Raw genomic sequence first — 7,712 nt, 5'->3', positions numbered from 1 at the left:
ATTCATAGGAAGTTATTCCTGATTTAAAATATCCTTCTGCCAAATATCCAATTATAAAGGTTAGAATACTTGGATATAACACAAAATTTATTATCATTATTTTATTTTTAAACAAGCTATTAAGTTGCATCTTAATCATGTTTGTCATCTATCCAAGCCTCCTAATCTCTTAAATTTTTCCCAGTTAAACATAGGAATACTTCCTCTAAGTTTTTATTTTCCTTATCACATCTATTTATAACATCACTAATCTTTCCTTCTTCAATTACCTTTCCTAAGTCAACTATAACCACCCTATCACAAATAGACTCAACCTCTTCCATATAATGAGTTGTATAAATAACTGATGTTCCCTCTTCCCTTAACCTTTTTATAGATTCTAAAATATGATTTCTTGACTGTGGGTCAATCCCTACAGTTGGCTCATCTAAAATTAAAATCTCTGGTTTATGAGCTAAAGCACAAGCTATATTAAGCCTTCTCTTCATTCCTCCTGAAAAAGTCTTAGGAGTTTCATTTTTCTTCTCCTTAAGACCAACCATCTCCAAAGCCTCTAAAACTCTTTCCTTTAAAATATTTCCCCTTAAACCATAAAAGCCTGCAAAATACTTTACATTTTCATAAGCACTTAAATTATCAAATAAAGCCAAGCTTTGAGGAACTACACCTAAATGCTTTTTATAATCTCTAATACTCTTTAAAATAGGCTTTCCTCTAAACTTTATTTCTCCACCATCACTCTTTAAGATAGTAGATAAAATATTTATAGTAGTACTTTTACCAGCACCATTAGGTCCTAAAAAACCTAAAATCTCCCCCTCCTTAAGACAAAAACTAACTCCATCCACAGCAATCTTGTCACCATAAAACTTTCTTAAATTATTAACCTCTAAAATTCTCATAAATATTCTCCTTTTTTATAAAACGCAAAAGCACCAAACTTTCTATAATTAAATCTTAAAGGTAGGAGCAACTCCTAGGTCAATACCTAAATTTCATATTAATTAAATTCATTCCATTTATTAACTTTATACTACCTTCCTATACTCTTACTTCTTTCCTCTAACATATTAACTCCCAAACTATTTTCTTCTAAATAAAAAGAACTAGCCCAAGCTAGTTCTTACCATAATTCTAAATTTTCAATTTTTAATACTAATTTCTACAGGTAAAAATCCTTCTAAATACATAAACTCTCTATTATCTTCAAATACACCTAAAACCATTTTTAAATATACTTTTCCTAAAGGCTCTATACCTCTTTTAGAACATTCTTTCATAAATAAATTGTAATTGTCTGAAAAAACTTTTTCGCCTTCTTCTTCTGTCCCTACAACTGGGATTTTTAAAACTGTGTATAAGCATTCTTTGTAAAAAAGATTTCCAGTCTTTTTTCTAGCTTTTTTAATAACTAAATGCTTTTCCCCCATCATCTCTTCTTTATTAAAAGAAAATTCCTTTAATAAATTATCTAAAGTATGAGCCCTATTAGATAGTCCATTTTCTTCTACTGATTCTTTATACTTTAAAACTACAGTATTAGCATCTTCAATAGCAGTTTCAGTTATTTCCCGAAGAACCTTAAAAGGTCCAAGACTTCTAATAGAAAACTTATCTATATTTTCTACAACATTTAAGTAATCACCTCTTGTCTCCTTAACCTTATTAAACAGTTTCCTCATATTAGAAAGCTCTAAAGAAAGCTTTTTTTCTTGTTCTTCTAAAATTTTTCCCACATGATTAAGTTCACTAGAGTCCTTAATTTCTTTAATTCTCTTAAGTTCAATTCCAAGTTCTCTATAAAAATTAATTAAATACAGGTTATGTATTCCTTCAATACTATACTTTCTATAACCATTTTCCTCATCCTTTATAGGCTCTACCAATTCTTTTTCCTCATAAAACTTTATAGTATCCCTAGATATTCCAAGCATCTCTGAAGCTTGACCAATGCTACAATAAATCTCTTTCCCCATTCTCATTTCTCCCATATAAATTACTTTATTATAATTATAAGAGTAATCAAGACTCTACACAAGTCATTACATAAATGACTAAAGAAAGATATTTTTACTTAATTAATAATTTTATATAATTTAAATTTTTAAAAATTAGTAAAGCTCAATAGAAAATAAAATCTACTGAGCTTTACTTTTAAGCATTTTTATATATTGTTTTTCCTTCTTTTATTGTTTCAAGAACTTTTATTTTAGATATTTCATCTTTATTTACTTCTAATGGATTTTTATCTAATATAACTAAGTCTGCAAGTTTTCCTTTAGTTAATGTACCTTTTTTATTTTCTTCAAAATACTCAAAGGCTCCATTAATTGTTACTCCTTTTAATGCATCAAAAACAGATATTCTTTCATCTTCCCCAAGTAATACTCCATTAGATGTTAGTCTTGTTACTGCTGTTTGAATAGTTTTTAACATATCTGGCTTTAATACTGGTGAATCTTGATGAAAATTATAAACTAACCCTTGTTTTAATGCATATCCTGCTGGACTTATGTGATTTGCTCTCTCCCTACCTAAATTTTTAATATGAATATCTCCCCATCTATATATATGCTCTATAAATATTGATGGTATCATATTTATTTTTTTCATTCTTTCTAACTGATCATGTCTTACTGTTTGACAATGAATCATTACTTCTCTCGTATCTTTACTCATTCCATCTTGAAGAATTGCTTTTTCAAAAGCTTTTATATATTGCTCTGATGCAGCATCTCCATTGCAGTGTGCTAACAATTGAATATTTTTCTCTAATGCATAATTTACAAAATGTTGCACTTTTTCATCACTATAAGCTGGATAACCTACATAATCTTTTTCTCCACCTTTATATGGTTTACTTAACCATGCTGTTCTTCCTTGTGGTGATCCATCTAACAACATTTTTAATCCACCTATTTTAAATCTATTTATATATTTTTTTAAATATTTTGAATTCTGTTCAACAATATCTGAACTATTTACTTCAACGTATCCTACAACATCTAACTTTAATACTTTTTCTTTACTCATATAATCTAAAACATTGAATTCATCACTTCTCATTAAACCATCTTGTACAGTTGTTATTCCATAGCTTGCATATACATCTTCTGCTTTCCTAACTAAACTTGCTAATTTTTCTACTGATACTTTTGTCATACTTAAAAATGTATTTATAAAAGCATTTTCTTCTAAATATCCTGTAGCTTTACCATTTTCATCTCTACCAATAGTTCCACCTTTAGGATTTTCTGTGCTATCATCTATATTAAGTCGTTTTAATCCTAAGCTACTCGTAACTCCCATATGTCCTGATGCATGAGCTATTATAACAGGATATTCATTTGAAATTTTATCTAAAACTTCTTTTGTTGGATGTTTTTTTTCTTTAAGATTTGTATGATCATAATTAAATCCTGAAACCCATTCACCTTTTTTAATATCATTTTCTTTCATATATGCACGTATTTTATCAACTATATCATCAAAGCTTCTAGCTTCACCTAAATCTACACTAGCTAAAGTCCTTGCAACATTTGTAATATGACTATGGGGATCTATAAATGCCGGCATTAGTGTCTTTCCATTTAAATTTACTACTTCTGCATCATTAGTTTTTAAACCTAATACCTCTTCATCTGTTCCTACTCCCGCAATTATTCCATCTCTAACTAATATTGCTGACTTTAAATTTTCATCTTCCATTGTAAGAATTTTTCCATTAAAATATACTTTTTCCATAAGAACACCTCCATTAAATTGCACTCTAATACTAAGTAGCATATTCCTTTTCTCTTTATTAATCAATCTTATAGAATTATAAGTTTTTTTATAAATTAAATATTTTTTATAATAACCTATCTTCTATTATTATCTTCACTTCAACTTTAATAAAATACTTCTTCTTTAATTCTAATACTATAATTTTTCCAAGCTAAAAATAAACCTAATAGAAAATCCTAAATAGCTCTAAATCATCTTTCTCTATATGAATATCAATTAATTTTCTGTAAATTCAAATTTTAGAATTTACTATATTTTTCTCATATTTATTACTAAATTATTTCTATAATATGTAACAAACTACAAGCTACTTATTTTTTTATTCATTCTATTTATATAAATAAATCATTATTAATTTTCGTCTTATTTTATCTATTCTCTATATTTAATATCTATATATAATCTAAAAGAAGAACTTTTCAAGAAAGGAAATTTTTATATGAATAAAAAAATAATCAGCTTTATTATTGGTATTATTATCGTAGTTGTTATTATTTGTTCTGCTAGTTTCTTCTTTATTCATAAAAAGAATGAAGAATTACAAAAACAGAAACTTGAGCAACAGCAAAAACAAGAACAACAAATAGATGCTACCCAAGCCAAAGCTGAAGAACTAGAAACTGAGAAGAAACAAAATGCTAAAGAAGAAACTTCTCAAGGACAAACAAAAGAGCAATCTACCCAAAATACTACTTCTAATATCCAAACTACTGAAGTTACTCATGCTACTAAATCTACACAAACTAATAGCAATCAAATTAATAATTTAAATGCTACTAAAACTCAATTTTTAGATGAAATGGCAAATATAAAGTATCCGAAACTATCATCTGGTGAGCAAATCGGCATAGTGACTTTAGATGCCTCACTTTATCAAATGTGGAATAAGGAACTTAACAAAATTTGGGGTGTTCTTAAAGACAAACTACCTCAGTCAGAAATGGCTTCTTTAACAAAGAATGAGCAAAATTGGATACAACAGAAAAGTAAATATAATGCAGGTTATAACTCAGGCAATGAAGAAGCAACAAAGGCTCTTTATCAAATGACTAAAGAGAGATGCTATTATTTAGTAAATAATTATATGTAATTGAGTAGAATTATTCACTAAGGAAAACATAAAAAAATAAGCACAGTAGAAAAACTCTATTGTGCTTTTTATCTTTTAATTAATGTGTATGATTATGTTCATCACATCCACAGTGACAAACTTCCTTTGCATGAGTATGCTCTTCGCATCCACAAGCACACTCCTCATGTGTATGGCTATGAGTATGATTATGCTCCTCACATCCGCAATGACATACCTCAGCTTCATGTTTGTGTTCTTCACATCCACATTCACAGTTTTCATGTGTGTGTGGGTATTTGTTTAATTCTTTCATTATTAATCCCCCCATAAATTTAAATCTATAATAAAATAGTTTTCCTATTTATTACCATAAAATATTTCATTCATTTTTGTTATTACTTTAGAATTTCTTACACCAGGTGAAAGGTCTGCAAGTTCTACTACAAATATTTTATTATTTTTTATAGCATTTACATCCTTTAATGCTGGATGAGATTTTAAAAACTTTATTTTATCCTCTGCCTTATCTCCTGCTAAGAATTCAGTTACTAATATTACATCTGGATTCTTTTCAACTATACTTTCAAAAGAAACAGTTTCATATGCATTTTTTAAATCTCCATATATATTGTTTCCTCCTGCTAAAGTTATTAAGTTATTTGGTAATCCTGAACCTACAACCATAGCATCTTTTTCACCAGAGTCATATACTAAAACATTTACCTTATCTTCTTTTACATCTTTAAGCTTATCTTTTACAGCTTCAACTTCAGCTTTCATCTTATTAATTACCTCTGTAGCTTTATCTTCTACACCAAAGATTTTTCCAAGTGATACATAATCTTCATACACTGTTTCTATAGTTGAAGTTCCTGCTAATGATTTAGCTACAAATGGTTTAGCTCCACCATCTACAAGTTCTTTAGCAGTTCCTGTAGTATCATCTGCAATCGACATCTCCCATCCACTAACAAAGTCTGGTTCTAAAGCAGTAAATGCCTCTTTAGATATATTATGTCCATCTGCAATTTCTAGAACTGGAATTTTATCATAAGCCTCTTTATATTCAGGTAAAATTGGATTATCTAATAAAGCAGTTCCAACCATTTTATCTCCTAAATCTAAGGATAATAACATTTCAGTCATAAATTGTGATAATGTAACAGCTTTTGTAGGTTTTTCTTTTACCTCTACATCTACCTTTTCTTTCCCATTATCATATGCATATTTAAAGCTTTCCGATTTCTCTGCAACTTGTCCATTTCCTTCTACTGACTTTTCTTCAGCTCCACATCCTACAAATGCCATTGAACCAGCCATTACAGCTACCCCTAATACTAACAATCTTAATCTTTTACTCATTCTCTATAACTCCCCCTATTAATGCTTGTGAATACCAGTGTATCCATCTAAATGAATGTGACCATTTCCAATTCCATCTACATGTTCATGTGTACTCATATAAAATATATGCAAAGTTCCAGTTACAGGATTTTTACCTACATGACATTCAACATTAAAAAGCTCTTTTATAAGCTCCTTTGTAAGTATTTCCTCTGTCCTTCCCTTTTTTATTATTTTACCTTTTTTTATTACTATTAAATAATCACAATACATTGCTGCTATATTCATATCATGGATTGCTGCAAATGTTGTCATTTTTAATTCCTTAACCATGTCCATAACTTGAAGTTGATATCCTACATCTAAATGATTTGTTGGTTCATCTAAAATTAAAAACTTTGCATCCTGAACTAAAGCTCTTGCAATTAAGACTCTCTGCTTTTCTCCACCTGATAAACTATTAAAAGTTCTCTCTTTAAAATTTTCAAGACCTACTTTTTTAAGCATTTTAGACACCAACTCTAAATCTTTATCCGAATAATCTTCAAATAAATTTTTATATGGATATCTGCCCATTTTCACAACATCTTCTACTGCAAAATCAAATTCTGAACCTGTTTCTTGAGCAAGAACTGCTAATCTTTTAGCAACTTCCCTATTGCTCATTTTCCCCATATTTTCATTATCTATAGTTATTTTTCCACTTTTAGGTTTATAAATTCTATAGATATTTTTTAATAATGTTGATTTCCCGGAACCATTTGATCCAATTATTCCAACAAATTGCCCTTCTTTAATTTCTAGCTTAATATTATCTAGAATCTGTTTATTATCAATAAAAAAATTTAAATTTTCTACCTTCAAATTACTCATTATTTTTTACCTCCAAAAGAATAATCTTTTCTTCCTATAAGCCATAAGAATACTGGCCCACCTATTAAGGCTGTTATTATTCCTATTGGAACTTCTCTTGGTGTAAATATAACTCTTGCAAGTATATCTGAAATAATTAAAAATACTGCTCCTAATAAAACTGATAGTATTATTAATCTTCTATGATTACTTCCTGTAATATTTCTTATGATGTGCGGAATTATAAGCCCTATGAAACCAATTGCTCCTGTTAAAGATACAATCACTGAAATTAAAAGCGTTGCAAGTACTATAACTACACTTTTTATAAGCTTAACATTCATTCCAAGCATTATTGCACTATCATCACCAAATAAAAGTAAATCTAAAGATTTTGATAAACATAATGAAATTACTAAAACTACAAGCAATGTTACTAATGGAAATCCTAAGACTCCCCATTTAGCTCCCCCTAAACTTCCCATAATCCAAAACATAGCGCTTTTAGCTTGATTTGAGTTTTCAGCTGAATAAATTAAAAGATTAGTCAAAGCTGAAAATATAGTAGATAAAGCCATTCCTGATAATATAAGTCTTGTTGTAGAACTAACTTTTCCACAACTTGTCCCAATAATAAATACTAAGACTCCACAAGTAA

General features: G+C 28.7%; 8 protein-coding genes. 1 reads left to right on the top strand and 7 read right to left on the bottom strand.

Going from position 1 to position 7,712, the window contains the following annotated elements:
- Positions 1 to 161: 161 nt before the first annotated feature.
- From ACRDDY_RS16445 to ACRDDY_RS16435, 3 genes are all read right to left on the bottom strand, one after another.
- Positions 162 to 902 carry an ABC transporter ATP-binding protein gene (locus ACRDDY_RS16445; RefSeq protein WP_438566021.1) on the bottom strand — a complete coding sequence of 247 codons (741 nt, stop codon included), beginning with the start codon at positions 900 to 902 and terminating at the stop codon, positions 162 to 164.
- 240 nt (positions 903 to 1,142) lie between these two features.
- Positions 1,143 to 1,976, bottom strand: a complete 834-nt coding sequence (locus ACRDDY_RS16440) for a MerR family transcriptional regulator (RefSeq protein ID WP_438566020.1) — start codon at positions 1,974 to 1,976, stop codon at positions 1,143 to 1,145.
- Positions 1,977 to 2,154: 178 nt separating this feature from the next.
- Positions 2,155 to 3,744: an amidohydrolase gene (locus ACRDDY_RS16435; RefSeq protein ID WP_438566019.1), complete on the bottom strand. Its 1,590-nt coding sequence runs from the start codon at positions 3,742 to 3,744 to the stop codon at positions 2,155 to 2,157.
- Positions 3,745 to 4,225: 481 nt separating this feature from the next.
- Here ACRDDY_RS16435 and ACRDDY_RS16430 point away from each other — a divergent pair, with 481 nt between their 5' ends.
- Positions 4,226 to 4,876: a lysozyme inhibitor LprI family protein gene (locus tag ACRDDY_RS16430; protein ID WP_438566018.1), complete on the top strand. Its 651-nt coding sequence runs from the start codon at positions 4,226 to 4,228 to the stop codon at positions 4,874 to 4,876.
- A gap of 79 nt (positions 4,877 to 4,955) precedes the next feature.
- On the opposite strand, the gene ACRDDY_RS16425 is transcribed toward ACRDDY_RS16430, so the two are convergent.
- The 4 genes from ACRDDY_RS16425 to ACRDDY_RS16410 all read right to left on the bottom strand — a co-directional run.
- Positions 4,956 to 5,171 carry a hypothetical protein gene (locus ACRDDY_RS16425; RefSeq protein ID WP_438566017.1) on the bottom strand — a complete coding sequence of 72 codons (216 nt, stop codon included), beginning with the start codon at positions 5,169 to 5,171 and terminating at the stop codon, positions 4,956 to 4,958.
- A 44-nt stretch (positions 5,172 to 5,215) separates the two neighbouring features.
- On the bottom strand, positions 5,216 to 6,220 hold the full coding sequence (locus tag ACRDDY_RS16420; RefSeq protein ID WP_438566016.1) for an ABC transporter substrate-binding protein: 1,005 nt from the start codon (positions 6,218 to 6,220) through the stop codon (positions 5,216 to 5,218).
- Between the two features lie 18 nt (positions 6,221 to 6,238).
- Positions 6,239 to 7,075 carry an ABC transporter ATP-binding protein gene (locus ACRDDY_RS16415; RefSeq protein WP_438566015.1) on the bottom strand — a complete coding sequence of 279 codons (837 nt, stop codon included), beginning with the start codon at positions 7,073 to 7,075 and terminating at the stop codon, positions 6,239 to 6,241.
- Positions 7,075 to 7,712 (bottom strand): FecCD family ABC transporter permease (locus ACRDDY_RS16410; RefSeq protein WP_438566014.1); only part of this gene is annotated, 638 nt, incomplete at its 5' end. The genes ACRDDY_RS16415 and ACRDDY_RS16410, both read right to left, overlap by 1 nt.

The organism is Clostridium sp., assembly GCF_051656525.1.
Lineage (GTDB): Bacteria > Bacillota > Clostridia > Clostridiales > Clostridiaceae > Clostridium.
Note: the sequence above shows the minus strand (reverse complement) of the source record. Positions and strands in the feature narration are given on the sequence as shown.

Coding starts and splice junctions, on each gene's coding strand:
- ACRDDY_RS16445 (WP_438566021.1), bottom strand. CDS start 902: ATGAGAATTTTAGAGGTTAATAATTTAAGAAAGTTTTATGGTGACAAG.
- ACRDDY_RS16440 (WP_438566020.1), bottom strand. CDS start 1,976: ATGGGGAAAGAGATTTATTGTAGCATTGGTCAAGCTTCAGAGATGCTT.
- ACRDDY_RS16435 (WP_438566019.1), bottom strand. CDS start 3,744: ATGGAAAAAGTATATTTTAATGGAAAAATTCTTACAATGGAAGATGAA.
- ACRDDY_RS16430 (WP_438566018.1), top strand. CDS start 4,226: ATGAATAAAAAAATAATCAGCTTTATTATTGGTATTATTATCGTAGTT.
- ACRDDY_RS16425 (WP_438566017.1), bottom strand. CDS start 5,171: ATGAAAGAATTAAACAAATACCCACACACACATGAAAACTGTGAATGT.
- ACRDDY_RS16420 (WP_438566016.1), bottom strand. CDS start 6,220: ATGAGTAAAAGATTAAGATTGTTAGTATTAGGGGTAGCTGTAATGGCT.
- ACRDDY_RS16415 (WP_438566015.1), bottom strand. CDS start 7,075: ATGAGTAATTTGAAGGTAGAAAATTTAAATTTTTTTATTGATAATAAA.